The organism is Streptomyces sp. NPDC004111 (assembly GCF_042874215.1).
GTDB lineage: Bacteria > Actinomycetota > Actinomycetes > Streptomycetales > Streptomycetaceae > Streptomyces.
In genome coordinates this window covers 110,460-135,630 of record NZ_JBIAMU010000015.1, presented here as the reverse complement: position 1 = coordinate 135,630, position 25,171 = coordinate 110,460, and the positions used below count along the sequence as shown (strand labels likewise).

General features: G+C 70.5%; 31 protein-coding genes and 1 pseudogene. 3 read left to right on the top strand and 29 right to left on the bottom strand.

What is annotated here, in order from left to right; translation table 11 throughout:
• Nucleotides 1-2: 2 nt before the first annotated feature.
• From ACFYVL_RS27845 to ACFYVL_RS27790, 12 genes are all read right to left on the bottom strand, one after another.
• Nucleotides 3-2,414 (bottom strand): phage tail tape measure protein, encoded by a 2,412-nt coding sequence (locus tag ACFYVL_RS27845; protein ID WP_389249498.1) that lies wholly within the window; start codon nt 2,412-2,414, stop codon nt 3-5.
• Between the two features lie 224 nt (nt 2,415-2,638).
• Nucleotides 2,639-3,121: a hypothetical protein gene (locus tag ACFYVL_RS27840; protein WP_389249496.1), complete on the bottom strand. Its 483-nt coding sequence runs from the start codon at nt 3,119-3,121 to the stop codon at nt 2,639-2,641.
• Complete coding sequence (locus ACFYVL_RS27835) at nt 3,121-3,648, bottom strand: phage tail tube protein (RefSeq protein ID WP_389249494.1); 528 nt, start codon at nt 3,646-3,648, stop codon at nt 3,121-3,123. Before ACFYVL_RS27835 ends, ACFYVL_RS27840 begins: the two co-directional genes overlap by 1 nt.
• Before the next feature lie 8 nt (nt 3,649-3,656).
• Entirely contained in the window at nt 3,657-4,088 is a 432-nt protein-coding gene (locus ACFYVL_RS27830) for a minor capsid protein (RefSeq protein WP_389249493.1), read from the bottom strand.
• Nucleotides 4,088-4,435, bottom strand: coding sequence for a hypothetical protein (locus tag ACFYVL_RS27825; RefSeq protein WP_389249491.1), 348 nt, complete (start codon nt 4,433-4,435; stop codon nt 4,088-4,090). Before ACFYVL_RS27825 ends, ACFYVL_RS27830 begins: the two co-directional genes overlap by 1 nt.
• The gene (locus ACFYVL_RS27820; RefSeq protein WP_389249489.1) at nt 4,432-4,749 is read right to left on the bottom strand and encodes a hypothetical protein; all 318 of its coding nucleotides are present in this window, start codon (nt 4,747-4,749) and stop codon (nt 4,432-4,434) included. The genes ACFYVL_RS27825 and ACFYVL_RS27820 overlap by 4 nt, the downstream gene beginning before the upstream one ends.
• Nucleotides 4,743-5,141 carry a hypothetical protein gene (locus tag ACFYVL_RS27815; RefSeq protein ID WP_389249487.1) on the bottom strand — a complete coding sequence of 133 codons (399 nt, stop codon included), beginning with the start codon at nt 5,139-5,141 and terminating at the stop codon, nt 4,743-4,745. Before ACFYVL_RS27815 ends, ACFYVL_RS27820 begins: the two co-directional genes overlap by 7 nt.
• Before the next feature lie 2 nt (nt 5,142-5,143).
• Complete coding sequence (locus ACFYVL_RS27810; RefSeq protein ID WP_389249485.1) at nt 5,144-5,389, bottom strand: hypothetical protein; 246 nt, start codon at nt 5,387-5,389, stop codon at nt 5,144-5,146.
• On the bottom strand, nt 5,389-6,399 hold the full coding sequence (locus ACFYVL_RS27805; protein WP_389249483.1) for a major capsid protein: 1,011 nt from the start codon (nt 6,397-6,399) through the stop codon (nt 5,389-5,391). Before ACFYVL_RS27805 ends, ACFYVL_RS27810 begins: the two co-directional genes overlap by 1 nt.
• 24 nt (nt 6,400-6,423) lie before the next feature.
• Complete coding sequence (locus tag ACFYVL_RS27800) at nt 6,424-7,155, bottom strand: hypothetical protein (protein ID WP_389249481.1); 732 nt, start codon at nt 7,153-7,155, stop codon at nt 6,424-6,426.
• Nucleotides 7,156-7,204: 49 nt separating this feature from the next.
• A complete protein-coding gene (locus tag ACFYVL_RS27795) occupies nt 7,205-7,369 on the bottom strand; it encodes an Rmf/CrpP fold protein (protein WP_389249479.1) in 165 nt (54 codons plus the stop codon).
• A 13-nt stretch (nt 7,370-7,382) separates the two neighbouring features.
• Nucleotides 7,383-9,665: a phage minor capsid protein gene (locus ACFYVL_RS27790; protein WP_389249477.1), complete on the bottom strand. Its 2,283-nt coding sequence runs from the start codon at nt 9,663-9,665 to the stop codon at nt 7,383-7,385.
• Nucleotides 9,666-9,877: 212 nt separating this feature from the next.
• Between ACFYVL_RS27790 and ACFYVL_RS27785 the strand changes: the two genes are divergently transcribed.
• The gene (locus ACFYVL_RS27785) at nt 9,878-10,027 is read left to right on the top strand and encodes a hypothetical protein (RefSeq protein ID WP_389249475.1); all 150 of its coding nucleotides are present in this window, start codon (nt 9,878-9,880) and stop codon (nt 10,025-10,027) included.
• Here the strand turns inward: ACFYVL_RS27785 and ACFYVL_RS27780 are convergent, their stop codons facing one another.
• From ACFYVL_RS27780 to ACFYVL_RS27760, 5 genes are all read right to left on the bottom strand, one after another.
• The gene (locus tag ACFYVL_RS27780; RefSeq protein ID WP_389249473.1) at nt 10,028-11,503 is read right to left on the bottom strand and encodes a phage portal protein; all 1,476 of its coding nucleotides are present in this window, start codon (nt 11,501-11,503) and stop codon (nt 10,028-10,030) included.
• A complete protein-coding gene (locus tag ACFYVL_RS27775; protein ID WP_389249471.1) occupies nt 11,490-11,930 on the bottom strand; it encodes an HNH endonuclease signature motif containing protein in 441 nt (146 codons plus the stop codon). The genes ACFYVL_RS27780 and ACFYVL_RS27775 overlap by 14 nt, the downstream gene beginning before the upstream one ends.
• Nucleotides 11,931-11,971: 41 nt before the next feature.
• On the bottom strand, nt 11,972-13,204 hold the full coding sequence (locus tag ACFYVL_RS27770; RefSeq protein WP_389249469.1) for a PBSX family phage terminase large subunit: 1,233 nt from the start codon (nt 13,202-13,204) through the stop codon (nt 11,972-11,974).
• Nucleotides 13,204-13,650 (bottom strand): helix-turn-helix domain-containing protein, encoded by a 447-nt coding sequence (locus ACFYVL_RS27765; RefSeq protein ID WP_389249467.1) that lies wholly within the window; start codon nt 13,648-13,650, stop codon nt 13,204-13,206. Before ACFYVL_RS27765 ends, ACFYVL_RS27770 begins: the two co-directional genes overlap by 1 nt.
• A 145-nt stretch (nt 13,651-13,795) precedes the next feature.
• On the bottom strand, nt 13,796-14,491 hold the full coding sequence (locus ACFYVL_RS27760; RefSeq protein WP_389249465.1) for a hypothetical protein: 696 nt from the start codon (nt 14,489-14,491) through the stop codon (nt 13,796-13,798).
• A 120-nt stretch (nt 14,492-14,611) separates the two neighbouring features.
• Here ACFYVL_RS27760 and ACFYVL_RS27755 point away from each other — a divergent pair, with 120 nt between their 5' ends.
• Nucleotides 14,612-14,800 carry a hypothetical protein gene (locus ACFYVL_RS27755; RefSeq protein WP_389249463.1) on the top strand — a complete coding sequence of 63 codons (189 nt, stop codon included), beginning with the start codon at nt 14,612-14,614 and terminating at the stop codon, nt 14,798-14,800.
• Nucleotides 14,801-14,806: 6 nt separating this feature from the next.
• On the opposite strand, the gene ACFYVL_RS27750 is transcribed toward ACFYVL_RS27755, so the two are convergent.
• The 9 genes and pseudogenes from ACFYVL_RS27750 to ACFYVL_RS27710 form a co-directional block, all read right to left on the bottom strand.
• A complete protein-coding gene (locus tag ACFYVL_RS27750) occupies nt 14,807-15,580 on the bottom strand; it encodes a hypothetical protein (RefSeq protein WP_389249461.1) in 774 nt (257 codons plus the stop codon).
• 26 nt (nt 15,581-15,606) lie between these two features.
• A complete protein-coding gene (locus ACFYVL_RS27745; RefSeq protein ID WP_389249459.1) occupies nt 15,607-15,921 on the bottom strand; it encodes a hypothetical protein in 315 nt (104 codons plus the stop codon).
• Nucleotides 15,918-16,097, bottom strand: coding sequence for a hypothetical protein (locus tag ACFYVL_RS27740; protein WP_389249457.1), 180 nt, complete (start codon nt 16,095-16,097; stop codon nt 15,918-15,920). Before ACFYVL_RS27740 ends, ACFYVL_RS27745 begins: the two co-directional genes overlap by 4 nt.
• Nucleotides 16,094-16,366, bottom strand: a complete 273-nt coding sequence (locus ACFYVL_RS27735; protein WP_389249455.1) for a hypothetical protein — start codon at nt 16,364-16,366, stop codon at nt 16,094-16,096. Before ACFYVL_RS27735 ends, ACFYVL_RS27740 begins: the two co-directional genes overlap by 4 nt.
• A complete protein-coding gene (locus tag ACFYVL_RS27730; protein ID WP_389249453.1) occupies nt 16,363-17,109 on the bottom strand; it encodes a hypothetical protein in 747 nt (248 codons plus the stop codon). The genes ACFYVL_RS27735 and ACFYVL_RS27730 overlap by 4 nt, the downstream gene beginning before the upstream one ends.
• Nucleotides 17,109-17,933 carry a hypothetical protein gene (locus ACFYVL_RS27725; protein ID WP_389249451.1) on the bottom strand — a complete coding sequence of 275 codons (825 nt, stop codon included), beginning with the start codon at nt 17,931-17,933 and terminating at the stop codon, nt 17,109-17,111. The genes ACFYVL_RS27730 and ACFYVL_RS27725 overlap by 1 nt, the downstream gene beginning before the upstream one ends.
• A 159-nt stretch (nt 17,934-18,092) precedes the next feature.
• On the bottom strand, nt 18,093-18,230 hold the full coding sequence (locus ACFYVL_RS27720; RefSeq protein ID WP_389249804.1) for a hypothetical protein: 138 nt from the start codon (nt 18,228-18,230) through the stop codon (nt 18,093-18,095).
• A 540-nt stretch (nt 18,231-18,770) separates the two neighbouring features.
• Nucleotides 18,771-19,319: pseudogene (locus tag ACFYVL_RS27715) on the bottom strand (DNA cytosine methyltransferase); the annotation flags it as partial.
• A gap of 2 nt (nt 19,320-19,321) precedes the next feature.
• Nucleotides 19,322-19,591 carry a hypothetical protein gene (locus tag ACFYVL_RS27710; RefSeq protein WP_389249449.1) on the bottom strand — a complete coding sequence of 90 codons (270 nt, stop codon included), beginning with the start codon at nt 19,589-19,591 and terminating at the stop codon, nt 19,322-19,324.
• Between the two features lie 391 nt (nt 19,592-19,982).
• Between ACFYVL_RS27710 and ACFYVL_RS27705 the strand changes: the two genes are divergently transcribed.
• The gene (locus tag ACFYVL_RS27705) at nt 19,983-20,192 is read left to right on the top strand and encodes a hypothetical protein (RefSeq protein ID WP_389249447.1); all 210 of its coding nucleotides are present in this window, start codon (nt 19,983-19,985) and stop codon (nt 20,190-20,192) included.
• Here ACFYVL_RS27705 and ACFYVL_RS27700 read toward each other — a convergent pair.
• The 3 genes from ACFYVL_RS27700 to ACFYVL_RS27690 form a co-directional block, all read right to left on the bottom strand.
• Nucleotides 20,189-21,160 (bottom strand): LuxR C-terminal-related transcriptional regulator, encoded by a 972-nt coding sequence (locus ACFYVL_RS27700; protein ID WP_389249445.1) that lies wholly within the window; start codon nt 21,158-21,160, stop codon nt 20,189-20,191. The genes ACFYVL_RS27705 and ACFYVL_RS27700 overlap by 4 nt on opposite strands.
• A gap of 921 nt (nt 21,161-22,081) precedes the next feature.
• Nucleotides 22,082-24,094: a collagenase gene (locus ACFYVL_RS27695; protein WP_389249443.1), complete on the bottom strand. Its 2,013-nt coding sequence runs from the start codon at nt 24,092-24,094 to the stop codon at nt 22,082-22,084.
• Nucleotides 24,095-24,377: 283 nt separating this feature from the next.
• The gene (locus ACFYVL_RS27690; RefSeq protein ID WP_389249441.1) at nt 24,378-25,166 is read right to left on the bottom strand and encodes an ANTAR domain-containing protein; all 789 of its coding nucleotides are present in this window, start codon (nt 25,164-25,166) and stop codon (nt 24,378-24,380) included.
• Between the last annotated feature and the right edge of the window lie 5 nt (nt 25,167-25,171).

Here is a 25,171-nt window from a genome sequence, read left to right as displayed (position 1 = left end):
CGTTACCCCCTGCCCTTGGCGTGCCAGGCGAGCGCGGCGGCGGTCTGGTCTGCGCTCGCGCTGCCCGCGTGCCAGTTCTCGATGTGCACCGAACCGCCCCAACCCCCGGTGCGTCCGCCCGAGTTGGCGGGTGCCCCGGCGGTGGCGAACTGCGGTGCGGCCGGTGTGGGGATCAGGCGGCGCATGGTGCGGTCGAGCGCGGGGGACCCTGCCTTGATGCCCTCGATGATGCCCGCCGGAATGAACTTTCCGATCTTGTCGCGCATCAGGCGTGAGGGGCTCTTGATGCCGAGCGCCGAGGCGATCGGCCCGGGGATCATGTTCTTCGCGAAGCTGACGAGCTGTCGTCCGAGCCAAGCACCCATGGACTTGATGCCGTTCCACAAGCCGCGCACGACGTCGAGCCCCTTGTCGTACAGGAGCCGTCCCAGATTTCCCACCGCGCGGCCGATCGTCGCGGGCAGTCCGCGCACCCACGCGATCAGCTCAAGTCCCTTACGGGCGACGCCGACCTTGATGGAGTCCCAGTGCTTGATGATCAAGCCGACCAGGGTCCAGTTCAGGAAGAAGCGGACGATCGCCCCGGGGATTCCCTTGACCCAGTTCACGACGGCGTCCCACGCGCGTTGTGTTCCGGCCTTGATGGAGTCCCAGTGCTTGATGATGATGCCGACGAGCGTGAAGTTCAGGAACAGGTCGAGCAGGAACTGACCCACTCCCTTGATCTTTCCCCACACCCAATCCCAGGCGGTGCGCGTCGCCGAGACGATCGAATCCCAGTTGGAGACGATCAGGGCGACGAGGGCGACGACGGCGGTGATGATCCAGCCGACCGGGCCCATCGCGAGGACCCATGCAGCGGCCATCCGGGCCCCCTGAATCATGGACTGCGCGCCCATGAGGACCCATGCCGCAACGACGCGCGCCGCCGCTGCTCCCGCGCCCGCCCCCTGCGCGATCCACCCGGCGAGCATCAAGGCGTTGGTCGCGAGGAAGCGCACGCCGGCAGCGGTTCCGGCGGCTCCCTGCGCGATCCAGCTCGCGACCACCGCGACGGCGGTCGTCCCTGCCTGCACGGCGAGGACGATCAACGTCGGCAGGAGAATCGCGCCGATGACCCCCGCGACGATCGAGAAGACCGTCGAGTGCTGGGAGATGAACGCGCCCGCGGTAGCGAACGCCGAGCCGAGACTGCCGACCCACTCGGCACCCTTCATCAGGGCCGGAATGACGTACGTGCCGAGCAGCTCGACGACACCCTGAATCGCAGCCCTTTTGAAGACCTCGATTTTCGTCGCGGCGTTGTCGCGCATCGCGTTGCCCGCGCCGTCGACCGCACCCTTGACGCTCCCGAGGGCACTTACCGCCGAGCTCGGGTCCATCTTGAACAAGGCGGCCTGCAAGTCCTCGGCCTTGGTTCCGAAGAGCCCAACGGCAACGGCATTCCGTTTGGCCGGGTCTTCGATGTTGCGCAGCCGGTCGAGGACCGTATCGAGCGCGGTCGCTGCTTTCGGCCCGCCGTCCGTGAAGACCTTCGCCATCTGACCCGCGTTGAGGCCGATGGCCTTGAAAGCCTCGACGGACCCCTCGGACATGTCCTTGCTGCGGATGGCGAATTCCTTCAAGCCATCCGCGACCGTGTCCGCATCGCGCGCGCCACCCTGCAACCCCTGTTGCATGAGGCCCATTGCGGTCTGCGCGTCGAGCCCCAAATCCCGGAACTGCGTCGGGTATTCAGAGAACGTGTCGAGGAGATCCTCGGCGGAATTCGCGCCCCGCTGGGTGCCCTTGACGAGGACGTTCATCGCCTCGTCGGCCGACTTGGCGATCCCCGACTTGAGCATGACGCCCACGGCGCGGCTGACCTTGCCGACGTCCTCGCCCATCATGCTGGCGGTGTCGGCGACGCGCCGACTCATGGTCTGGATCTGCGCGTTGGTCGCCTCCGGGGGCAGCAGCCCGTTTTGAGCGATGCCCTTGATGACGTCGGCGCCGGTCTGCACCGAGTCGACGATCGCCCCCGCGTACAGGTCGCCGGCGACCTTGCCGTACTTCGCGGCGACCGGTCCGGTCGTACCGAGCTGCGCCTGAAGCTGTCCGGGAATCTTGCCTTGGTCGAGGGCCTGGCCGACGCCGGCCAGGAGCGCGGCCCCGATGCCCGCGCCGATCGCCATCGCGGCGAAACCTTTCAGCGCGGTGCCCATGCCGCGCGAGGCGCGCTCGCCGCCCTCGGCCGCGCCGTCCGCGAGGCCGCCGCCGAGACTGTCGCCCGCCTGCTGTCCGGCCCGGTCGGCGGTGGCGGCGATCTGGTCGCCGCCCGCCTGCACGCGGGCGCGGGCGCGGTTCATGCCCGCGCCCGTGCCCGAGTCGTCGATGACGACGGTCGCGGCGAGCTCGCCGACCATAAGGGCCATGGCTCATCACCTCCGGGCGGTCTGACCTCCCGTGGGAGGGGAGTCGGGCGGAGGGGTGAGCACGCGGGCGAGGCGGGACTCGGCCGAGAGCAGGGCGAGGACGCGCACGCGCAGCCATCGCCAGGAGCGTTGTTGCAGCAGACCGGGAGTGCCTACGTCGATGCCGTAGACCTCGTGCAGATCAGCCTCGACGAGGTCCCACTCGCCGAGAATCCGGGCCCAAGTCAGGTCTTGCGCTTGCCCTTTGACTTGGCTCGGGTGGTGCCCTTGCGGGTACTCGTACCACTCGTAGAGCCCCGAGACGGGGTCGAGCTCGCCGCATCCGACCGGCGTCGAGCTGCCCGGTTCGGGGCCAGCCGAGAAGGGTCGCCGCCCGCGTTCCAGAAGCGTTCGGCGGCGGCCATGTCCTGCGCGATCCACACCATCGCCGTCAAAGCGGCGTGCTTCAGGTAGGGCCACGGGACGCCGTCCGCGACCATCTGATCGTGGGCGGCTCCCAGGACATCGCGGTACAGGTCGCGCTCGGCGGCATCGCCGAGCACCTGCTCGTCGACCGCCCCGCCGTCGGCGGCGACGGCGGCGGCATTGATCAGTGCCTGTGTCCGCAGACCCACCTCGGCGGACGGGGCGGCGACCACGTACAGGGTGTCGCCGCGCGGAAGGGACAGGGACTCGTCGAGGAGTTCACCGAGGGCCTTGAACGCCACTACGCCTCGCCCTCCTTGACCATCTTGGAGAACGTCCCTCCCCCGGCAACGGGGTTGGCTATCTCGGTCAACGGGCCCGAGCCGGTAAGCGTGACCTTGATGGTGTCGACCTCGTCGGGGCCGCCTCCGTCCGGCTCCCACGTCACCAGCGCGAGGCCCTGCTGCGCGTCGTCGGCCCCGTTGCGGTCGTAGTAGCGGACCGAGACATAGCTCTTGGCACCGAACGTGCGGGCGGCCTTGCGCAGGGCCTCTTGGGCGGCGTTGAACTTCCCCGTGGTCGGGTGCGCGCGGTGGGCGATTGTCGTCTCGACCGACCACGCGAGCGAGGTCACGACCTGCTCGACCCATCCCTCGGCGTCGTACGTCGTGACGTCCTGCTGGGTGGGTTCGATCTTCGGAGAGAACTCGGTGACTCCGGGGACGAGCGACCAATTCGGGGTGCCCGGCGTCGTGCCCATGTCGATCTCAAGGCGGTAGCGGCGGGCAAGCGCGGTGATCGTCTCGGCCGGTGGCGTCGGGGTGCTCAAGGCGCCTCCTATTCGAGGTTCGGGTGCGCCCGGTGGGCGCGCGCGTAGTAGTTGCTGGTCCGCTCCCAGCGGCCCGAGGCGTCCGCGCCGATCGCGGCGGCCGAGACGCGAAAGACGAGCTGCACCGGCACGGCCCCGAAGAGGTGGGGGCCGGACGCGTGCAAGACGCCGTGCACCTGGTCGTCGAGGGCGTCGACCTCGCGCGGGTCCGCGCCCGCACGGGTACGGGCCTGCACACCGGTCGTGGTGTCGGTCAGCACCGACGAGTCGGCGACCGGGTAGGCGGACAGGCAGATGCAGCGGTCGGGGGAGGGCGGAAGGGCGGCGATGGTGATCGCGGTCTCGCCCGGGGCGTACAGGCCGTCGGGGCGGTAGATGCCGACGCCGGCGGAGTGCAGCAGGCGGGCGAGGCCGTCGAGCAGGTCGACGGTGTAGGTCATCAGTGCAGCGCCCGCCGTACCTGCGCGGCGATGATCGCCTGCACCGTTGCGGCCTGCTCGGGCAGCACGCTTTCGAGGTACTTCGCCGAACGCCCGGGGGCGTGCCGGGCGGTCATGTCCTCGTGCACCCTGCGTGCGTACGGGGTGTCGTACGAGACGGCGACGGTCATCTGCTGCTCGTCGACCGACACGGCGCCGGACCGTTCGAGGGTGCCCTCGTTGATCGGTACGCGCTGCCTGCTCGCGCCGAGCACGTGCTCGCCGGCGAGCAGCAGCCCTCGGGCGGCGGCCTGCCGGATCGCCGCTGTGGCGGCGTCACCGGTCCAGCGCAGTCGGGCACGGCTCATCCGCACATCACCTCTGTGCACGCGGGCACCGGGAGCCCCGGGGCGGTGTGGCGGGAAACGACGAGGGCGGTCGCCGTACGTCCGTCGGGAAGAGTGATGCGTGAGCCGACCGGGCAGTGCAGTTCCGCGGTCGCGATGACCTGTGCGGTACTGGTCACTTCGCGGTCCGCGGTACGCACCATGCGCACGGACTCGCCCACCAGGGCGGGCACGTCGACGGCCGGATCGCCAAATGTGGGCCCGTACGCGCCGTCGCCGAGGTAGGGCTCGACGGTCACCCGGTGACGCAGCAGGAAGAGCGGAAGGTTCACCACGCGATCACCCGCCCCGGGGTGAGTCCAGCGCGCCGCAGCGCACGGTCGGCGCGCGGCGCGAGCTCGACACCGGACGCTGCGGCGGGGGTGCGGCTGCGCCCCGACAGGCTTACCGGGCCGATCGAGACCGAGTCCCAGACGCCCCCGGCGCCCGTGCCGTCGTCCCCCGTGGCGAGCCAGTGCTCGACCTGCGCACAGGTGGCGTCGCCGAGCGCGGCCACGACGCGAGGCTCGATGGGGTCGCCGTCCTCGTCGACCCGGTAAACGGCGGTGAGCAGTGCCGAGTCGATGTCCTCGCCCGCTCGGGCGAGCAGCCGCTCGGCACCCGCCGGGGCGGGGGTGCCGAGCCATGTCGCGAGTTGCTCGGGGGTGGCGTAGGGCTGCCGGGCCACGCTCACCCCCTCTTGGTGCGGGCAGCAGAACGGCCCGCCGGCTTGGTGCCTGGCGGGCCGTCCTGGTCGGTGTCCGGGGGTGTGCCCGGCGGATCGTCGTCGAGCTGCTCGACGGTGTAGCCGTGGCGCCGGAAGTACAGCAGCACCCCCGCGCCGAGCTCGGTCGCGGTCGCCCGGCCGTCGGTGAAGGTGACGCCGCCGATCTGCTCGTCGCCCTCGTGCGGGGCGGTGATCTTGTATCGGGCCATCACTGCACCTTGATGTTCCGCAGGACGGCGGCGGCCTTGGTCGCCTTGAGCACCACGGCGACCGGGCCGAGCTCTACCTCGCCTTCCTTGACCGCGCCGGCGGTGGTGAAGTCGGGCAGCCACTGACGCACGAGCTGTCCACCGGTTGTGGATACCGCGTGGAAACCGTCGATGCCGAGGCGGACGGCGTACAGGTCGGACAGTCCAGAGATCGCCGTACCGGCGCCCGCGCCGTCGACGTCGCGCGACTCGACCGGGATCACGGGGGTGGTCGCGCCCGCCTTCTCGCCGAGGTCGACGAGCACGATTCCGTTGTACGACTCGATGCGCTGCCCGAAAGCGCCCTGCGTCCGGTCGTAGTAGCCGGCCCGTCGGGCGAGGCTGCGCACGCGGGCGATGGTCTTCTTGTTCCCGAACAGCGCCGAGGGCTGCCCGTCGAGCAGGGACAGGAACTCGTCGAGCAGGTCGATCGCGTCGTTCGCCCTGGCGCGGGATTCGCCGAGCGTCGCGCCGGTCCAGTCGACCGAAGCCCCGGCACCCATCTCGGTGTTGGAGCCGACGAGCCCCTTGTCGAGACCATCGAATCCCTGCTCGGCGCCCGGGGTGGTGACCCGCTTGCCGTTGATGACCTGATCGGAAAAGAACGCGTTCGCGCTCTTGATCGTCTGGTTCATCTGGAACGTGGTCTCGTTGGTCGCCGCCGCGCCGAGCGTGGCGAGGACACGGTCGACCTCGAACTTTCCGCCGAGCGGGGACAGGTCGACGGAGAAGCGTTTCCGCGCGGCCTGTGCCTTGGGGTACTCCGTGTTGTACGGACGGAATCCGGCTGGCCGCTCGGTGATGAGGCGGGTGTATCCGTACGAGAGGGTCGCGCCCCCGCCCGCAGGCGAGACGCAGTCGTCGAAGGTGAGGTTGTCGAGCAGCCAAGACGACTTGCGGAACTCGTCGATCACCTGCATATCGACGTCGTCCTGCGTGTTCAGCCGTGCGTCGGCGAGAGTGATTGCCACGTGCAGTGTCTCCAGTTCAGAAGGTCAGCCGCCGAGGCGGGCGGCGATGGCGTCGTGCAGGGAAGCGGGCCGGCGCTGCTCGCCGTCCGGAGCGCCGTTGAACTCCGCACCACTGCGCGGCGGCCCCTGCGGGGCGGCGCGGTACAGGTCCGGATCGGCGTCGACGGCGCTCTTGATGGCGGCGACGAGCTGCTCGTCGAACCCCTTGTCGAGGGGGTTGAGGCCGGCGACCGAGGCGAGGAAACTGCGGGAGTTCAGCAGGCGGTCGCCGCGCGCGCCCTGGTCGGCGGCGGCGCGCGCGATGGCGAGCTCGACTCGTGCGGACCGCAGCTCGTCGGCGTGCTCAGCGAGCAGCCGGTCGCGCTCGGCGACGGCGGCGGCCAATTTCGCCGGGTCCTGCTCGGCCTCGCCCCCGTTCGGGTTGAGTGCCTTGGTCACGGCGTCGAGTGCGGCGCGCAGCTCGTCCCGCTCGGTGGCGGCCTGCTCTGCGCGCTGCGTCGCGTCGGCGAGCTGCTGCTCGGCGGCCGGGTCACCCTGCGGTGCGGGCGGCGTGGCCGGGCCGCTGTCCGGTGCGCCTTCCGGGGCGGGCGGGGCGGTGCCCTCGCCCTCGCCGGACCCTCCCTTGATGGGCCAGATCGGGCGGCCGTCGCGGCGGAAGCCGAGGGCGGCCTCGCCCGTGCGCGGGTGGCTGGGCAGGGGTACGTCGAGGTACTGCTCGGGCATGGCGGGGTGGCCCTCCGGGGCTCGTGCGGACATGAGAAAGGGCCGCCGGATCGGCGGCCCTGGAAGAGGGAGGGGAGAGGGGCTACTCGGGCGGGGCGGGCTGCTGGGCGGCGGCGTACCCGCGCACCCATGCGGCGCGCAGCAGGGGCTCGGCGGCGCGGTGCGGGCAGACGGTCGGCGGTTGTCCCGCGCGGGCTGCCTCGCGTCCGGCCTGCTGTGCACGTACGGCGTCCTCGCGGAATCCCATCGCCACCCCGTCTCTACTGCTTGCGGCGTTGGTCGTCGCGCGCGCTGCGGGCGGTGTCGCCCGCGCTGGTGCGCACCCCGGTTACCTGCTCGGTGAACTCGGTCAAGGTCACGCGTGGTGACTCGTCCTCCCAGAACCTGATCAAGTCCTCGGAGGCTCGGGCGTAGGCGATGTGCGAGGGGCCGGTGAACAGTGACCGGGGGTCGACGCCGGCGGCCTCGGCGCTGCGGCTGAGCAGATGACCCCGGGTGGCGTCCTCGGCGGCGAGCCATTGCAGGTGGATGTGTTCTTGGTACATCTCGCGTATCTCGGCCCGGGTGTAGGCGACTTGGGCCTGCCGTTCGGCGAGCTCCTTCTCGTACGCCCAGCGTTCGGCGGCGGACATGTGCTCGGTTCCGTCGGGGCCCTTCTCGATGTCGCGCCCGTACGCGCCCCACTCGTCGGGGTCGGCGGGCGGCGGGTCGTCGAGGCGGACGGGCTGCATCGCGTCGTCGAGGGCGGCCCGGTTGGCGAGCGTGTCGGCGACGGTGGCGCCGCTCGTCGCCGGGGGCGGGGGAGCGGGGTACCGGCGGTCGATCTCGGCGGCGATTCGGGCGGCGTCGTCCGGGGCGGCGTACCGCACCCCCCAGACGAGGACGTCGTCGCCGAGCGCGGACAGGTCCGCGGTAAGGCGCCCGCCGGGGAAGAGGTCGGCGAGCAGGCGGCGGCGGTGCACTTCGGCACCGATCGCCGCTTGGTCGCCCTCGACGTGGCGGGCGCGCTGCGCGAGTTCCTGCTCGGACATGCCGACGAGGTCCCGCCGGATGCCCGGAATGGCGGCGTCGACGTCGCGCCGGTCCATCTCCGCCATGACGCGCAGCATGTCCTCGTCGCCGAGGCGGGAGGAGACGCGGGCGAGCTCGTCGTCGCTGAACTCGGCGAGGTTGTCGGCGAGCCGCCCCTGCGGCCGGATGCGGTCGAGCAGGGCCTGCTCGTCGCGCCGGTCACTATCGGCCCGGATACGGCCGAGGTCGCGGTCGTCCAGGACCCCGGGCCGCATCGCCGCGCCGAGCTGCTCGTCGCCCATTTCCGGAAGCGTCCGGGCATCGCCCGCGCGCACGCGCGCCGCCTCGAACGGGTCCGACCCCGGGCCGGCGGGGGCCCCGGGGCGTCCGGCCGTGCCGTTGTCCGGCGGGAGGTTGCTCGCTCCGGGCTGCTCGCGTTCGCGTCGCCGGATGAGTTCGGGGTGGGCGGCGAGGTGCTCGCGCTGCTTCTTCTGCCAGGCGCGCACCTTCGCCTCGGCCGCACGCTTGCCCTCGGGTGAGGGTGAGGCGGCGGCGCGGTTCTTCCACTTCCTGATTCCGCGCTCGATCGCCCGCTGCTTCTGCGACGCCTCGTACCCGTCGGGGTCCTCGGAGTGCTCGACCGGGGCCACCGTGATGCCCGGAAGGTAAGCCGAGGTGGCGTGTCGGCAGTTGGGGTGTTGCAGCCCAGCGCGCCGCGCCTCGTCGAGGCTTCCGGCGATGTCCACGCGCACGGTGCGCCCGTCCTCGACGGTGTGCTCGGCCTCGACCGTACGGGCGCCGTCGGGGCCGTCGAGGGACAAGACCTTGCCCTCGAACGGGTCGCAGAGCGGGCAGTGGTGCGGGGCGGCGGACACGATGACGAGGTCGAGTCCGGCCGCGCGCAGCCGGTCGCCGTGCCCCTCGACTGCGGCACGCCCTACAGCGGTACGGGTGGCCATCTCGGCGTAGGACGTCATCTGCCAGGAGCGGCCGGCGCGGTCGACGAACGTCCGCAGCCCCCGGTCGGCGAACCGTTCCATCGCCCGTTGGGTGGCCTGCCTTCGGGAGTCGATGCCCAGGAGCGGCGTCGCGGAGACTTCGGCGATCACCTGCCGGTATCCGTCCTCGACGCCGCGCAGGATGCCCCGATGGGTCTCGGTGACGAGCTGGGTTGTCTCGGCGGCGAGGCGGTCGAGCGCCCGCGTGTTGGGGGTGCTCTCGGCGATGCGTCGTACGTCGTCGTCGTGCAGGGCGCCGAGCTCGGCGAGTCCTGCGCGTGAGCCGTCGTTGTACGCCTCGGCGACGGCGTCCCACACTTCCAACTGCGTCGCCGTGGCGAGGGAGTCGACGACTCCCTGCGCGGCTCGGCGAAGGGGCTGGATGTCGGCGAGCTTGGCCACGGCCCAACCGGGGGCGTCGTACCCGGCGGCGAGCTGCCGGGCGACGATGCCGAGCAGCCGCTGCTCGGCGTCCGCGTACAGGTCGCGGACACCGGCCGAGAGATCCTCGACCATCCCGGGGTGAATGGGCATCAAGTCCCCCATTCGCTGCTAAAGAAGTGCAGAGAATGGTGAACCAGGCACTCTCAAGTGACTTGCATCACGCCTCTATTCGAACGCACGTAAAGGAAAGTCAACTTGCGTAATGCGTGAGCTGCGCATTTAGGGCGTGACTCTTTAAATGTAATCCAGATTCTCGCAATGGGTATATTTAAAGAGTCACGGAGTTGGCCTACTGTTCCCGCATGACGACAGATGTGCAGGCCGTTGCGGCCGTCTCTGCCCCCTTCTTTGCGCTGCTCACAGTGCTGCTTGCTGTAGCGATGGCGCACCCCGACCCGGAAGTGCGCGCAAGGGCTGAACGCCTTTTGGGAGTGATCTTCAGGGCCGGTTAGTTAAACCAGGGCACCAGACTGCATAGGGTCGGGCACATCCGCGCCGGTTTCGGTGAGGATGCGCGCGACCTCTTCCTGCACGGCCGTCTCGTCCCACTCGGGGTGGACCATGCGCACCTTCGTGTCGACGCTTACGGCCTGTGCCTGCTGGAACAGGGAAAGGGTCTGCGCGAGGGTGTTCATGTCCTCGCTCACGGAATCGCCGAACTCGGTTCGAGGACGCTCAGGCACGAGGCTCGGAGTGAACAGGGCCCGGTCGAGCAGCAGCATCACGAACAGCATCTCGCCGACCTGCGGCACCCAGTAACGCGACTTCTTACCCCGGGTGGTCAGGCTGCGGCGGTCCCGGGACTTGACCTCGGTCGCGGTGACCGCGCCGCCGTCATCGCCGAGGCCGAATGTCCCGAGCGAGTAGCCGGCGGACCGTACGGCCTGCTTGGTGGCTGCGTCGGATGTCCGCTCGTGCTCCTCGACCCGGATCGCGAACTGGGCCATGGTGATACCGCCGTTGGTCTCGGTCGGCGGGATGTTCAGGAGCTGCCAGACCTCGCGGTCGTCGTCGAACGAGGCACCCCTGCCCGGCCCGTGGTCGCGCAGGTAGGCGTCGGGGATGATCAACCGGGCTCGGGCGAGCCGCAGGTCGCGAATCCATGACGTCCATGTGGTGTCGAGGGCGTCGAACAGGTCGTACAGCGGGACGCCGTAGTCACTGAGGCCGAACGGGCTCCCGCGGTGACGGCGGTTCGGGCGGACGTTGGGAACGTAGGCGGCGGTGAGCCGGTCGAGGCCGGTCTCGATGGCGTCGCCCTCGGGGCCGAGGGAAGCGGCGAGCGGCGCGGTGTCGGGGTGCTCGGTGAGCGGCACCCGTCGGCCGAGGTTGTCGGGCGTCCCCTGGTACAAGCCGTGCAGGATGCGACCCGTCTCGTGCCTCTCCAAGTGGCGCCACACGGTGGCGGCGTCCGACGGGAGCTCGCGCCAGAAAGTGACGGCGATCAACTGCCCCCATCGGAAGGTGGGCACGGCGGCGTCGGCGTGCACGACCGTGAGCAGGGGCCGGTCGACGAGTTCACGGTCCCATGTCACACGGAGATAGACGCCGCCGAGGGCGGCGGCGACCTCGGCCGCTTCCAGAAGGGTGTTCGCGATGCCGTCGGTCTCGGCGAGCTCGTCGAGCCGGTCCTGCGTCGCCGGGTCCCCCACAGTGAACACGGGCGGTTCGGCGAAAAGGAGATCAGCGGAGGCGGTGGCGATGTCGCCGGCGAGGGGGATGTGCAGGCGCGACTCGTGCTTGCCGGGCACTGGGTTGTCGCGTGCCCACAGCCGGCGGCGTCCGTCCTTGCGCGTCGGGTTGTTCCGGTAGACGGCGGCGAGCCGCTTGTGATCCCCGGAGTACCACGCGTCATCGACGCGCATCTCGGCGAGCAGCCGGGCAAGATGCGGCGGGGGCCACGGTGCGTTGGTGTCAGGAAGGGGCACGGTGCACCCCCGTTCGCCGTTGCCGGTATCGCTGGTTTGCGGCGGCCCTGCACGGCCGGCACTTGCGGGTGCCGTTGGGCGCCCGGTAGACGCTGCCCGCGGTGAAGGTGTGGCCGTTGACGCATTGCGTCTGACGGGCCTTGAGGGCGGCGAAGGACTCGCCGCGCAGCACGTTGACCCGGTGCGGGACCGGTTCTAGGTGGTCAGGGTTCGCGCAGGCGCGCACCCTGCACAGATGGTCTATCTCCAGCCCCGCCGGTATCCGCCCACGCAGGCCCTCGTAAGAGAGGCGGTGCACGTACTGCCGGCGGCCGTCCACCCGCATCCGCCCGTACCCGTCGCGGTCGAGGCAGCCGGTCCATATCCAGCAGCCGCCCGGGGCGTCGATGAGACGGTCGAGCAGGCGGTCGGCCCATGTGCGTGCCACGGTGCACCCCCTCGTGTGAGCAGGCGCCGGGGCGCGGTGGTTCAGGTGGAGGGGGCGACGAGGTGCCGCCACTCGTGCGCCGTCGAATGGAGCACGTACCGCAGGGCGTCGAGCGAGTGGTCGTCCTTCTTCACCGGCTTGTCCTCGCCCCGCTCGGCGGCGGCGTCATCCCACACGTAGTTGGGGAACTCAGCGAGCAGGCCCGCGCACGAGCGATGAATGCGGAGCAGGCCCGATGACAGAGCGACCGAGGTCGACCGGATGCCGTCGAGGACGTCGTTCACGGCCCGGGTGACGCCCTGGTGCCCGTCGGCCCAAAGCTGGGTGGAGAAGCTCAGGGCCGAGGGGTCCACGAACGTCCACTCGGGGGCGACGCCGAGCTCGTCGAGCCACCCGCGTACGGCACGGCTGTACTCGGCGTCGGTCATCTGACGGTGCGCTTTGCGGGCGTCGTGACGCCACTCGCTCACTGCATACAGGTGCCCGTCGACGCCGAGGCCGAGCAGAACCGCAGAGAAGGGATTCGACGTGCCGTAGTCCACGCCGCACCAGTACCGGTGCATGGCCGGCAGCTCGTCGACGACGTGCCGCTGCTCGTCGTAGCAGTCGTAGATCGAGCCCTCGGCGACAACCCACTCGCCCTCGATCATCCTGCGGCGCCATAGGCCCGTGAACTCGGCGGCGAGCGCGGAGACGTACTCAGCCGAAAGACTCGGGTTGTCGGACAGCTTGAAATGGAAATCGACGAGGTCGAGCTCGTCGGCCCGGTCGAGGTACTCGGTCCGCAGCCAGTGCCGAGGCCCGTCCGGGTTGGTCGTCCCGACCAGCTTCGCGCCCGCCACGGAGAGACGGGCGAGCAGTTGACGGAAGAACGCTGCGGGCAGCAGCGTCACCTCGTCGCAGTACGCGAGGCACGCCGTCAGACCTCGCAGCCGGCCCTCGGCCCGCGCGTCGCTCGCCCCGATCAGGTGCACAACGCGCCCCAGGATCACGGCGGTTGTCGCGCCCCGGGTGTGGTGCACCTCGGCGGCGACCTCTCCGAAGAGTTCCGGGTCCTGGAGAACGTCAAGGCAGTTGCGCTCGATCGTCTGGAGACTGCGCCCGCACACGACGATCAGGCCCGATGCGGGGGCGCGGCGCACCATGAGCAGGAAGAAGACAAGCGAGGCGATCGTCTTACCGCTGCGCACCGACCCGTGCCACAAGTTGATCCGGGCGGTCGCTCCCCGGATCGAGGCGAGCTGCTTGTCGGAGAGGGGAAGGGGCCCGCCCATCACGCCCCCTCACTGTCACCCCCGGGACGGCCGAGCAGGGCCTCGCCGAGACGGTCGAGCATCGAGCCGCCGCTGCTCCCGGTGCCGGTGCGGCGGGTGAGCTCGGCGACTCGGGCGTGCACCTCGGTGAGGGCGCGGGCGGCGGTGGCGTGGTCGCGTGCGTCCCGGGCGTTCTCGGCCCCGCCCGTGCGGACGACTTGGCCCAGCGCGCCGTTGAGGGCCTCGTCGGCGAGCTGCTCGCGCCGTGCGGCAGCGTCCGCCCGCCGTGCCTCGGTGGCGGCGGCGACGCGTGCGCCCCCGCTGAACGCGAGGCCCTCGGCTCGGGCGATTTTGCTGATGGTGGATGCGCTGCGGCCGGTCGAGCGGGCGATCTGGTTCCGGGACTTGCCCTCGGCGTGCAGGCGGCGGACCTCGGCCCGGTCCCGGTCGGTGATCGGCTCGGCCACCTGCTCACCTCCCGGCGGACATGCGTACGCCCCGCCACCGGGGGGAAGGTGGCGGGGCGTACGGATCGGGGGGGGCGAGAGTTTCCGGGCACGCCGGAGGCGCTCCCGACTCTAGGTCACGAAACGATAACGGCGCAACCCCTTCTCACTCGTCGTCGGCGAACGGGAACTCGGCGCGCAGCAGCATCGCCGCCCGCTCCGGATGGGGCAGGCCGGTGCAGAGCTCGAACTCTTCGTCGTCGGCGTTCAGTACGACCATGGCCCACCCCGAGTGCCGCAACTCGATCCACCCCTTGAGTTCGCCGTGGTGGGCGACCTCGCGCCGGTTGACACGGGTCGCGCTCGGCCAGACCTCCCACCCCTCGCGCTTCAGGCCGGCCGGGGGCTCGCCGTCGCGCATCGAGGGCATGGTCGACTTGTGGAAGGTCATGGCCGCGCGTGCGTCGATCTTCTCGACGGCCTCGGCGATGGCAGCCTCGCGCGTCCGGTGGCCGGACGTCACGCGTCCGCTCCCCGGGCCGTCGAACCACTCCATCACGCACCACGCGCGATCCAGGCAGTACGCGAGGTACGCCTGCCCGCCGCGCCAGAACAGCCAACCCATGTCCCAACGCCAAGTGCGAGGGAGGGTGTTCGGGTCGCGCGTGTCCTGCTCGGGGTCGAGCAGCGACAGGGCGCGCGCGCTCACGTCCTGCCACTCCCCGCCACGGTCGTAGGCGACGCGCACCCGGGCGGGGGCTGAGTCGGACGGCGGGGTGATCTCCAGTACGGTGCCGGCCGCCGTGCCTCGACGGGTGGTCACGGCGACGCGCATGTCGGGTTCAACGTTCTTGAGCAGCATGGGAGTTGACCTCTCGTCTGGCTTCCGCCTCGGGGTGTACGTACACCTAAGCACGAGGTGTACGTACACCTCAAGGGGTGGGGCTGGATTGGTGTACGTACACCCCGTAAAGTCGCCGCCATGCCCAATCAGCCGAAGACACAGCACCGGTCCGTCCGCCTCTCGGACGAGGACTGGGAAGACCTGAAGACGCGCAGCGGCGACCGCTCGGCGGTCATCAAGGAACTCGTCGGCTGGTACCTGCGACGTCCCGGGGCCGAGCTCCCCGAGCGTCCCCCCGTACCGGCGGACAACACGGACCAGACCTAGACGCGATCAGGCTGCGGCAGGCAGGGCCCCCAACACACCCAGCAACGCGGGGAGATCACCCCACTCCCACACCCGCACCCTGCCGTCGAGAGCGACCGGCGCGGTGCACCCCTGCCCGCCCGCGCAGGTCACCCTCGGCCCCTCGTCGGGCCCGGTGTGCAGGGTGAGCTCGCCCTCGCACCACGGGCACGCCACGGGGACGGGGGTGTGCCGCTGATCGAGACCGAGCGTGCGCAGCAGCCGCGCCTCGGCGATCCGGGCGGTACGCCGCACCTCGTGCAGCAGGTGCGGGGGCAGGGGCGCGAACGGGGGTGCGCCGAGGCGGCCGTCGAGCTGCTGCTCGGGCTCGGTGTCCTCGTCGAGCACCCGCCCCTCGACCCACACGCACGCATAGTGCAGGCCGTGCGCCCTCGACCCGTGGCTGCGCCGGATGTCGACCGCCCCCGGGTCCGCGTACGTCCACCGCCGGGGGTCCTGCGGGTCCTGCCCATGCTGGACGGCGGCGGCGAGGGTGTCGGCTGCGTCGAAGATCGCCCGCTCGATCGCGATGCCGGCGTCGAGGGCTTCGACGTTCAGCGGGGCGGGGTGCTCGCGCAGGACGAGGGGCGCCCGGTCCTCGACGACGAGCTGCTGCTCGTCGCCGCGCAGGGTGTGCGCGAGCTGCCTCGGGGGCCAGACGTCGGCGGGCGGGGTGGCGACGGCGAGCAGCAGCTCGCCCCACTGCTCCCGGATGGTGCGCAGGGCGGCGCGGGTTTCGTGTACGGCGGTGGCGTGGTGCATCGGCGCTGCTCCTGTCTGCTCGGGTCTCATGCGCGTGCCTGGGCGAGGTGGGCGAGCACCTGGTCGCGTTCGGTCTCGGTCTCGACGAGGGCCTGCTCGGCGGCGGCGATGCGGTGGTGCAGCCGCATCGCTGCTGCCTGCTGCCCGGTCGCGCTGCGCCGGTAGGTGTCCGACTCGGCGACCTCGGCCTCGACCTCGGCGCGCAGGGCCGCGCAGTCCTCGGGAGTGAGCACGCCTCGGTCGGCGCGGGCGAGCAGCAGGCGCAGCCGTGCCCGGCGTTCGTCGCGTGCGGCGTCGCGGTGGGCGGCGCGTGCTCGGCGGCTTTCGGTACGGCGGCTCACTGGTGGCGCTCCTTCAGTGCGTTGCAGGTTCGGCATTCGGCGAGGCACGCGCCCCGGGTGTCGGCAGGGTGACGTCGTCTCGGCCCGGGGTCGCGCCGGCAGGCGAGCAGGCCGAGCGGGACACCCGAGGCGAGGACGAGCAGGACGACGAGGGCGGCGACGAGGTGACCGTTCACGGGGTCGCTCCGTCCGTCCGGGTACGACGAGGGACGAGACGACGGGTCGGGGTGTCCTCGTCCCCGAGCACGGGAGCGACGAGCGCGCGGGAGGATTCCCGCGCGCGAGGCGCGACCGGTCGCGCGGGGGAGGTGCTCTTGATCTCCCATCCGTCGGCGGTGAGGCGGTCGACGAGGTTCTGCGCGGTTGCTGCGGCGGCGTCGTGGTGCAGGTTGAGATCGTCGGCCAAGAGTGCGGCGATGGACGCGCGGACGGCGGCGGGGGTCATCGGTGCTGTCCTCCGGTCGTGTGGCGGGCGCGGACGGGCCGTGCTGCGGGTGTCTGGGTCATGAGGTGGCCGAGGTGTTCGGAGTAGGCGCGTTGGCGCAGGTCGTGTGTGTGCTCGCGCAGTTCGGTGCCGCTGGGCCGCCGGCAGCGTCGGCGAGGGTGCGCGCGGCAGGTGTGGAGCGGGCATCCGACTTCCAGCTCGGGAAACGCCTTGCGCCGGGTGCCGAACCCCTGGGCGGCGAGCTCGTCGGCTACCGCGGGCGGTACGTACGGGCGGGGCATGGTGCCGACGTCCTCGACCAGAGCGAGGGCTCGTCGCTGCCCGGGGCGGTCAATGGCGGCCCGGTACTGCGCGGGCGGCACGTGACCGTGTGCGACGGCGGCGCGGGTGCCGAGCAGTTCCTCGCGCCATGCCTGCGGGTTGTCCGGGTCGGCGGCCGGTACGGGGTCGGTGTGCCGGTTCATGAGCTCGGCCCGGTGCGGTGCCCATGCGGCGAGGACGTCGTGCGGCTCGACGGGCCGGAACTGCGAGGACCGATCGCCCGTGCGCTGCTCGTAGTAGCGGCGCACGGCGTGCGAGGCGTCCCATCCGGTCGCGGGAAGCATGGCGGGGACGTCGGCGAGGGCGTCGGTCCACTCGGCGATGGTGCGGGCGGACTGCTGCGGGTCGGCGAGGGCGCGGCGCACCCGGGAATCGCGGGTGCGGGCGAAAGCCAGCAGGGCCGTCAACTCGTCTTCAGTCATCAGGTGTTGCCCTTCTTCTGGGCTTTCAGCAGGGCGAGGCCAGCGGCGAGGTTGTCGACGTGACCGGCGGGATCCGGGGCTCGCATCGGCACGGCGTTGGAGCCGGGGCGGACGGGCGGGACGATGTCGAGGTCGGACCAGACCTTGAGCCAGTAGCGGGCGGGTTTGGCCTCGGCACCGGGGGAGGTGCGGCGGGCGGCTAGGTCGACGAGGGCCTCGACGCCGTGCGCCTGGACGAGACGGAAGGTGTCGCGCTGCTCGCCGAGGCCGAGGGTCCAGCGGACCGCGACGCCGGAAGCGTCGAGGGCATCGCCGAGGGGGCGCAGCTCGGGAATCAACGGCGACGAGCTCGCGCGGGGCTGCTGTTCTGCTTGGTGCTTGCGTTCTCTTGCGTTCTGGGGCCCGGAATCCGGGCCGGTGGGGGCCTCGTTTCCGGGCCCCTGGGGCCCGGTTTCACTGCCCCCGGGGGCCCGGTTTCCGGGCGGGCCCGGATTCCGTACCGGCCCGGATTCCGGGCCCCTCGAACGGGCCTCGTCGGGCGTGGCCCGGAAGTGCCCGATGGCGAGCGGGAGCCGGTAGACCGTTTCACCCCGGGGCCCGGTCTCACCCCCTACGACGTCGAGCTCGGCGCCGTCGAGCAGCTTGTCGACGGCGGCCTGCACGGACGAGCGGGCGGCGTTCGTGCGCTGCACGAGCATCGTCGTACCGGCGTAGGCCGTGCAGGACTCGTCAGGGCACTTGTCGGCGATGGCGAGCAGCACCACGCGGGCGGTGCCCTTGGCCGTGGACTTCGTCCACACCCAATCCATCGCGTCGAGGCTCAACGGTCCTTCTCCTGTGCGGGGTTGTCGCACCGGGCGGTTCGGGCCGTCCGGCAAGGGCTGCGGGGGTGTGCAGGGGGCACCGGTCCCCGATGACGTAGCGCCGGACGCGAAGGAGCGAACGGCAGTAGCGACGAGCGGAGCCGTCCCAATGGCGGCAGATCATGAGCCGAGGCGGTCGAGCAGCATTCGCACCGCGTATGCCGCCTGCTGCGGTACGACACCGTTCCCCAACGCCTTGAGCTGCGCCGAACGCGACAGGCCACCGACGCCGGTCACGTGGCCCGGGTCAAGTCCCATGAGCCACTCGACGAACTCCGGATTCAGCCGACTGTGATCGTCAGTTGGCCGGGGAGCGGGGCCGGTGAGCCGCTCCCATCGCTCGATGGCCGGGCGGAAGGAGCCCCATTGAGCACCACTTGGGACAGGGGAGGACGGAACCCCTCGCTCGCCCTTCTGCCCGGCGTCCCGGTGGCGCTTGCACGGGGCGTGGGCAGCAGCCGGGCGGCGGTGCTCGCCAGAGTCAGAGTCCCGTCGCGATACCGCTGGTTCGGGCTCCCCTTCTCGCCGTCGCTTGATCGGGGAGTGGGGAGAAGCGCAGCGGTGTCCGTCGGCAGAAGGGATACGACGTGCCGCAAGTTCATGCCGCCCTGACCGGTGTGCCCGGGGCCCGTCGCCTCGGACGCTGATGGAGTCGGTAGGAGCGAGACAACCGCGGCGGGCAGTTGTCCCGCCTGCCCGTCGCCCTTGCAGTCCCGGGCCGCCAGCGCCGGCAGGCCAGGCGAGGACGAACACGCGCTCGCGGCGGTGCGGCGCACCGATCTCCGAAGCGCGAACGCACGCCCATGTCGCATCAAGCCCGAGGCCGGCCAAGTCGCCGAGTACGGCACCGAGTGCTCGCAGAGCAGGTTGATCGCTTCCGTCTCCCACACACCACGGGCACGGTTCCATGTCGCTATGGGCCGTCGCCGAGAGAAGCCCCCGGACATTCTCGATCACCACCAATCTTGGTTGAAGAGCTCGGATCGCCCGTGCGACGTGCAGCCACAGGCCCGAGCGGGTGCCCTCGGCGATACCGGCCCGACGACCGGCGAGGCTGACGTCCTGGCAGGGGAATCCGGCGGTGACGATGTCGACCGGCTGCACCTGGTCGAAGTTCACGGCCGTGAGGTCGCCCAGGTTCGGGACGTCCGGCCATCGAGAGGCGAGGATCTTGGATGCGTGCGGGTCGATCTCGCAGTGCCACGCGATCGAGCCCCCGAGGGCCTGCTGCACTCCGAGGTCGAGACCGCCGTAACCGGAGCACAACGAGCCGATGCGCAGCCCGTTTCCGAGCTCGGCGCGCCCGTTCGTCCCGTGGACGGCGGCGGCAGTTGGGGTTTCGGTCATCGTCACTGCGAGCCGCCGACGTACCGGGCGTACACCCGGTGCTCGGTCTTGCCCTCGTCGATCGTCCGGGCGATGGCCTGGAAGCTGCCCGCGGGGGCGTAGGCGGCGAGCCGCGCCGTACGGATGGACTGCGCGGCGGAAGCGGCGGCGGCCGGTGAGGCCGAGCGCAGGACCACGCCCCACTCCTCGGGACGCCCGCGCAGCGCGGTAGCGGCCCGGTGGTGCTTGGTGTTCTTCCCCGCCGGCGGCGGACCGATGAACTCGACAGACACTGAATCTCCCCACGAGCGGACGCCGGAAAGGCGTACCTGACATGTCTCTGACCAGCCCAGGAACGATGCGGAAACCTTGATCAGCTCTGTCATCGTTCGCAGACAGGGACAACGTAGGTTCACAACAACTGCACGTCAACGCATATCCCGGGGCTGCGAATCGGCCCTATGAGTGGTTAACTGTCCGCGTTCGGAAACAGGGACAGAGTGGAGATGAGAGCCCGTGTGGGATTCCGGCGCACCCTTCGCGGACCTAGTCCGCGAAGCCTTGGGGACCTGCACCATTCGCGAGCTGACAGAACGCGCGGTCGACCCGAAGACGCAGTATCGCGCGTCCCGTCACACTCTGTGGAAGATCGGCCAAGGCGAAGCGGTCAAGATCCACCCCCCGTTGGTGGGGGCCGTCGCCGCAGCAGTAGGTCGACCGCTGCGCGAGGTACAGATCGCCGCCGCGCAGCAGTTCGTCGGCCTCATGGCCGGCGACCCTCTCGAAGGCTCCGAGGACGGCTCACTCGTCGTGGCGTACGTGCCGGGGCTCACGGCCCAGGACATGCCCCGGGCCACTGAACTTCTCGCCCAGTGGAAGAACGACGAGGGCTAGTCGAGCTCCTGCTCGTCGGACGTCGCCCACCAGGCGACCACCTGGTAGAGCGTGGCGAAACCCAACTTCTCGCGCAACTTGGTCAGGGCGTTGGTGACCGTGCGCTTGCTGTAGGTCAAGCGCTTAGCGATCTGCCCTTGATCGAGGCCCGCGCAGAGCTCGCGCAAGATAGAACGCTGGAGCGCGTTCGTTATGGCCTCGCCAGGTAGAGAGGCATCCGCTCCCCATGGCGTCGCCCTTGCCCAGTCCAGTTCGAACCACTCGGCGACGAATGCGATTACCGCAGGGTCCGTTACGTGATAGGCGCCCTCCGTGGGTGTTCGGTCCGCCACGTGATCTCGCATGATCAGGTGCCGACGATCCGCCACGATGTACCGCATAAATCGGCCGTGCAGTGTCCGCACCTGCGCGCCAAGGGGAGCTACAGAGTTGACCCACTGCTGTTGAATCCCCTCGTGACGCGCACTGGCGGGATACAGGGTCCGGATGCTTCCGCCTCGCTCCAAGAGTGCTATGTCCCGCTCGGTCGGAAGCACTTCACGAACGTTGCGCTGCAACCCGGGTTGTGAGGCGAGCAGCTTCTCGGCTTGGGCGGCGATTCCGTTGATTAGGGCGTTGACTCCGTCCCCTCCGTCAACCCACGTGACGCCGCCGCAACTACGCCGGGAACGCGTATGCAGCTCGTCAAGGAACGAAGGGATTCCTTCCATGTACGCAAAGGCTTCACCGAGCTGCTGCTCGACCCCCTCGCGCATCGCGCGTTCAGCGTCCGCACGAGTGAGCAGGGTAGGCCGCTCCGGAACACGAGGGTGCCGAAGTGCGAGCCGCATCTCGACAAGCTCGGCGAGGGCGGGCTCATCAGCTACGACGTCAATCGCCTCGCCGACTCCCAGCCGTGCATGAAGGGCGGCAGCGGCGGCGGAGAGACGCGGTCCCCTGAACGACGGCTCTCCCGTCGACTCACTCATCGGCACTCCTTCGTCTATCCGCAGTGCGTACAAACGCACTGGGTAACGGCTTGATCATGTCTGCGTAAGGGTCCACCGTAGGACGTAAGTCACTTGGACGCACACGCGTTCGAGTGAAGCAGAAGAGGAACGGAGCACGAAGAGCATGAAGAGCCTTGCGCGGGCCGCCTCGGCCGCCCTCCTGGCCGTTGCAGTTCTTACCGGTGCGGCAGCGTTCAGCCACGACAGCGCAGGCGTGGCCGATCGCGCAGCGACGGCGACCCTGGCCGACTCGCATTGGGGCGTCGCCCCTGTCGACACCCCCGTCGCGGTTGTCACCCCTGCTGACTCTCACTGGGGCTAAGCGCGGTGGATGGCGCGGCGTCTGCCGCGCCGAACCAGGGGGGCGGACCGATGTTCCGAGTACAACGGGTACAGCTCGATGAGGGGGTGCCAGCACTCGCGTACCGAGGCGCTGATGAATCCCGCATCGCCATTGACCCCCGTCACATCACTCCCGCCGGAGCTGCTGCTTTAGAGCTCGTGCTGAACGGCTTGCAGGCGCGGCAGCCGAAACCCGAGCAGGGGAAGCGCCAGGGGTGAAAGAAGGGCCGCGCGGATCGCTCCGCGCGGCCCTTCTGCGGGCCGTGACCCGCAGCCAACGTGTGGCCGATGTGTGGCCGGATTGCCCTGGACCGGCCGTCAACCACTGTCAGCAGTTGGTCGGCAGCTACCTTCTGACCTGCACGAATCGTCAGGCAGTGTCAGGACCTGAACCCCCGAGTCACCTTCGATCTTGAGCTCGTAATGCGTAGGTCTCGGGTTCGAATCCCGAAGGCGGCTCGGACGAAGCCCCAGGACTCACTCACGGTGAGTCCTGGGGCTTCTTTTATGGGGTCGAAGGCTCAGGGCCGGTCACAGGCGCGGCCCGGGAGGGGCCGGTCAGGTTGTTGGGGTCAGGGTGGGCAGGGTTCCGCAGTTGCCGCCCGCGCACTTGTCGAGCCAGTCGGCGAAGTCGGTGTCGTAGCGGGTGCCGATGGTGTCGCGGAGGAAGGTCTGGGCCGCTTCGTACTCGCCCGCGCGGTAGTGGCCCAGCAGGGTGGCCACGTCGTCGGGGTGGGACTGGAGCAGGTAGCGGACCGCGAGGTAGCCCCACTGGTAGATGCGGGTGGAGTCGGCGTTCTCGTAGGTGGTGCCGAAGAGCTGGCTGAGGGTGTAGGTCTTCTTGCCCGCTTCCTCGATCGCGCGGTCGTAGGGGACGTCGCGGTAGGAGTAGGAGAGGTACTCGGCGAAGCCCTCGACCCACATCACGGTCGCGGTGGTCTGTCCGGCGGCGAAGTCGCCGTGCATGTTGTAGCGGCCGTCGAGGTAGTGGGTGTACTCGTGGTTGAGGTTCCAGATCTGGAACGTGCCGTCCTGGGCGGGCTGCTCGTAGGCGATGAAGCGGGGCTGGTTGCCCGGGGCGGCCGGGTCGCCCTCCAGGTACATGCCGCCGTTGTTGGTGTCGATGCCGAAGACGATGCCGGCGTACGTGCGGTAGTCGTTGCCGGAGTTGAAGGCGACGATCTCGATGTTGGTGTTGTTGTCGTCCTTGACCGGGCCGGGGTCCTTGACGACGTTGTGGAAGACCGGGTCCTGCTTGAGGACGCTGTCGCAGGTGGCGGCCAGTTCGGCCGCGGACAGTTCCTGGCCGAGGATCTTCGCGCTCGGGCCGCAGGAGTGCTTGACGGTCAGTACGGCCTCGCGCACCCGGTTCTGCAGGTCGCAGGTGCCGTACTCGGCGCAGTTCGCCTTGTCGAAGGCGTCCGTCGCACCGGCGAGGGCGACCCACAGCGAGGCGGTGCGCCCGGTGATCTGGCTGCGCGCCAGGAGTTCCTTGACCAGGGGCTTGACGGTCTCCCGCAGGTCGGCGTGCTGGAGGAAGCGGCCGAGTTCCAGGCCCGCGTTGCTGACCAGGTAGGACCTGTCGGTGCCGAGCAGGTCGTCGTGGGCGACGGCGAAGTCGCGCAGGCCGGTGAGGACGCTCGGGTCCGCCTTGACCGCCGCCGCGAAGTCCGGCAGCTGGTGGCCGCGGAAGAGCACGGTGTAGGTGTTGTTGACGGCCGCGACCATTCCGTAGAACTCGTCGTACGACGCGTCGTAGTCCTTCTGCAGGCGCTTGACCACGTTGAGGAAGCGGATGTTCTCGCCGGAGCTGTCGATCAGGATGACCGCCTCGGAGAGGGTCTCGCCGTTGGCCTCGGTGACGTCGAAGGCGTGCGACGAGCCGAAGAAGGCGTCCAGGGCGCCCTGGATCGCGCTCTTCAGTGCCGGGCCGTACTCGCCGACGGTCTCCGGCTGGTAGTACTGCACGTAGTAGCCGGCCCGCAGGTACAGCACCAGTTGCGCCGCCGAAGTGCTGTTGTCCCCGGGGTAGTTGGCCGAGACGTCTCTGAGGGCGTTCGCCACCGTGACCATCTGCTCCTCGCGGAACAGGGCCCTGGCGTCGCTGCCGGTCACGCTGAACAGCGTGTTGACGCAGCCGGTCTCCGAGGCCTTGATCTGCTCGACCAGCGCGGTGCCGGTCTTCGAGGTGAAGTCACCGACGTTGCACTCCGCGGCGGCCTTCTCCTGGGCACGGGCCTTCTTGCGGTCCTTGGCGCTCTGGGGTGCGGGGCGCGGCGGGTTCATGGCCGGGCTCGGCGCCTTCGCGGCCGACCGGGTGGGGGCGGTGGCGTGGCCGGGGGCGAGATCGGCGGCGAGCACGGTGGAGGTGGCCGGCTGGGGTGCGGGGGCCGGCTGGGGTGCGAGGGCCGGCCGTGGGGCGGCGGCCGGCCTGCCCGCGGTCGTGGCCGCCCCGGTGCCGGCCGGGGCCGCCACCCCGCTCGGTGCCAGCAGGGTGAGCCCCAGGCCGGCGGCGGTGACGGTGGGTATCAACAGGTGCGTGAGCTTCCTGAGGGTGGGGGGTTTGCGCATGACGTGGGGCCTCCAGGCCGGTTGCGGCCGTGCGTGGGGCACGGCAGTGGGGGGTGCGAACCGTGTGGGCAGCGGGAGTTGACCACTCCCTGAGCCGGTCGTGCTCGCGAAGTGTGGCAGTACAATTTCACAGTTCACATGGCAGTGATAGGGGGAGGCGTGCATCAGTTGAAACTGATGTGGCGTCAGGGCCCGTCAGTGGCAATGTGGTTGGACGGGAAGTGGTGTTCGCCCGTCAGTGGCAATGTGGTTGGGGGAGAAGTGGTGGTCTTCGGGGAGGGCGTCAGGGCCGGATGGTGAGGCGGCCCGTGATGACGTCGTGCGCCACCTCGGTCAGCAGGCGTGCGTGCGCCCGCGCGTAGCCGCGCAGCAGCTCGAAGGCCCTGTCCATCGGGACCGCGTGCTGGGTCGCGAGTACGCCCTTGGCCTGCTCGACCAGGATCCGGCTGCTCAGGGCGTGTTCCAGCTGGGCCACGCGCCTTCGGCCGCGGCGGATCTCCGCCGCGCGGACCAGGGAGTGCGCGGTCACCTCGGCCAGCGAGCGGCCGAGGTCCATCGCCTGGGGCGCCATGGCGTCCCCGCCGGCGGACAGGAGGGCGAGCGCGCCCAGCGGTCCCCGCTCGCCGGGCAGCAGGAGCACCGCGACCCGGGTGAACCCGGCCTCCCGGGCCCGCGCGGTGTAGCGCGGCCAGGACGAGCGCGCGGTGGCGCCGTCGAGCGGCAGGTCGGGCAGGTTTGTGCCGCCGCGCAGACAGGTGTGCGCCGGGCTCTCGCCCCGGCGCGAGGCGTCCTCCTCCAGCCGGCGCAGCCCGGGGTGGGGGCTGATCACGCGGACGGTGTCCGGTTCGGGGGCGGGGCGGGCCGCGGTCTCGGGGACGCCGTTGCGTGCCCGCTTCCGGTGCGGTGGCCCGGGTGCGGGCGGCAGTACGACGGCGCAGGCGTCGGCACCGACCACCCCGGGCGCGTGGTCCGCGAGTTTCGCCAGCAGTTCGACGTCCGGGAAACCGCCGGGTTCGCCGACACCGGCCAGTTCCACCAGGGCGTTCGCCACCCGCTGCTGCGGCGTGCTCATGGGGG